The organism is Candidatus Accumulibacter vicinus, from assembly GCF_000584955.1.
In the GTDB taxonomy this organism is placed as follows: domain Bacteria; phylum Pseudomonadota; class Gammaproteobacteria; order Burkholderiales; family Rhodocyclaceae; genus Accumulibacter; species Accumulibacter vicinus.
Map to the genome: position 1 here is coordinate 5,229 of NZ_JDSS02000021.1, position 2,222 is coordinate 7,450.

Consider the following 2,222-nt stretch of genomic DNA (forward strand, 5'->3'; position numbering starts at 1 on the left):
GCCGGTGGGGTTTGCCTGGTCATTGGCTTCCCATATCGCCCGAAATCACAACCAGTTCCCCATCAGGATAAACGGCGCCCAGTAGTAGGGATGGGCGAACGGCGCGCTGGGGTCAGGAGTAAATTCCTTGGCGCCCTTGATCAATTTCCTCTCGCTGGCACGCTTGGCCGCGTCGGGCGTGCGCACGACCGCGCCGGAAAGCAGCGCCAGTTGCGCCTGCTGCAAGGCTTCGGCTTTCGATAGCCGGAATTGTTCATGCCGGTGGTAGAACTCGCGCATCAGAAGCGCGGTGCTCTGGTCATCGACCGACCACAGCGTGGCGATGACCCCCTTGGCGCCCTGGTTCTGCGCCAGGACGCCGAAACCTTCGATCTCGCGGCCGTTGGCGTCGGCGCCGCCGCCGACCGCGGTCTCACACGCCGACAGGGTGATCAGCTCGACGCCGGCGAACGAGTAGCCATTACGGATGGCTTCCAGCGAGAGCTGACTGCCGTCGCCGAGCAGCAGCGACGACTGGCTCTCGTTGCCGGGAGAGAACTTGAAATGGCTGGCGATATGCACCACTGGGAAGCGTTCGCGCAGGCTTTCCTTGAAGCTTTGCGCGGTAAAGCTCTGGTCGAGCTTGACGACGCCGGGCAACACGCCGGCGCTGCCCGGCTGTTTGACGATGGCGGCCATTTCGTGATGCACCTCGGGCAGGGCGCCTTGTGCGCCCCAGGCCTGCGTGACGCCGTGGCCAGCCACCTTCCAGCCGACGCGCGGCTTGTCCTTCAGCCGTCCGCGCGCGGCGTCGGTATAGAGCGCCACGGCGTAGCGCTGCGCGAGGTAGCGTTCGCCGTCGTACAGGGCGGTGAACGGCACGTAGCGCAGCGTGCCGTCGAGCGCGACCATCAGCTTGTGCGCGCCGATGGCCTCGAGGTCGTCGGCGACCGGCGCGATCAGGTGGTCGTAGAGGACGCGCGCTGCCGGGCGCGGGTCGTCATCGACGGTGCGCAGCGCGGCGAGCAGGGTCTGCACCTTGCGGTTGATCTGCTGCTCGCTGATCGTCACCTTGCGTGCCAGGCGGGTATGGCCGGTGGTGAGCAGGATATGCGTCGTCTCGGGCAGCACGACATACTGCAGCAGGACGACGTCGGGTCCGAGTTCGGCGATGTCACCGGTCAAATTGTACTCGGCGAGCTTGCGCAGCGATTCGTCGCGGCGCGCCGTGTCGTTGACCCGTGCGAAAACGGCCTGCAGTTCGTTGAGCGTCTGGTTAAAGGCGAGGCCAGCGGCGTCGAGTTCGGCTTCGAGGGCGGCGAGGCGGTCGCTTTCGGCGGCGCTCAGCGCGCCCTGTTCCTTTTTGTCGCGCAGCTTGCGCGCTTCCACACCGACTTTGGTCAGCCGGAGGCCAGCGGTCTGCAGCTTCGCGTCGGAGGTGATTTCGCGGCTGGTGAAAGTTGCGCGCGTGGCGCGCGGATCCTCGCCGGCATCGCGGCGGATGAAGTCGTGATACTCGTCCTCCTTGAGCATCGCCAGCACCTGCTGCGCCTCGGCCAGCCGGCCGGCGTCGATCAGCAGGCCGATGAGGCGATGGTAGTTCTTTTCGACGGTGCCGAGGAAGGCTTTCTGTGTCGTGGTGTCGGTAGCCTTGAGATGGCTGCGCACGCTTTGCAGCGTATTAACTGCTTGTTTGCCGTAGAAGATGGCGAGGTCGGGCGCGCTCTTTGCATAGGAGGCGCTGAGGTTGCCCTGGACGGTCCAGGCGAGCCTGGGCTCTCCGGTGGTGAGGGCGATGCGGTAAGCGCGGCGAACCAGCGGCTCGGCATCGGTGGTGCGTCCCTGTTTGTGGTACAGCAGCGCCAGGTTGTTGAGACTCCCGGCCACGTCCGGGTGCTCGGGGCCGAGCGCTTTCTCATTGATCGCCAGCGCGCGGCGGTGGAGCGGCTCGGCGTCGGCGTAGCGGCCCTGCACTCGGTACAGCTCCGCCAGATTGTTGAGGCCCGTGGCCACGCCCGGGTGCTCGGGGCCGAACGCTTTCTCTTTGATCGCCAGCGCGCGGCGGTAGAGCGGCTCGGCGTCGGCGTAGCGGCCTTGCGCCTCGTACAGCCCCGCCAGGTTGTTGAGGCCCGTGGCCACGCCCGGGTGCTCGGGGCCGAGCGCTTTCTCTTTGATCGCCAGCGAACGGCGGTTGAGCGGCTCGGCATCGGCGGTGCGGCCCTGCATCTGGAACAGCAACGCCA

General features: G+C 66.6%; 1 protein-coding gene. It reads right to left on the bottom strand.

What is annotated here, in order from left to right; all coding sequences use genetic code 11:
• Positions 1 to 45: 45 nt before the first annotated feature.
• The coding region (locus CAPSK01_RS22435) for a CHAT domain-containing protein (RefSeq protein ID WP_273703382.1) at positions 46 to 2,222 on the bottom strand (2,177 nt) is incomplete at its 5' end.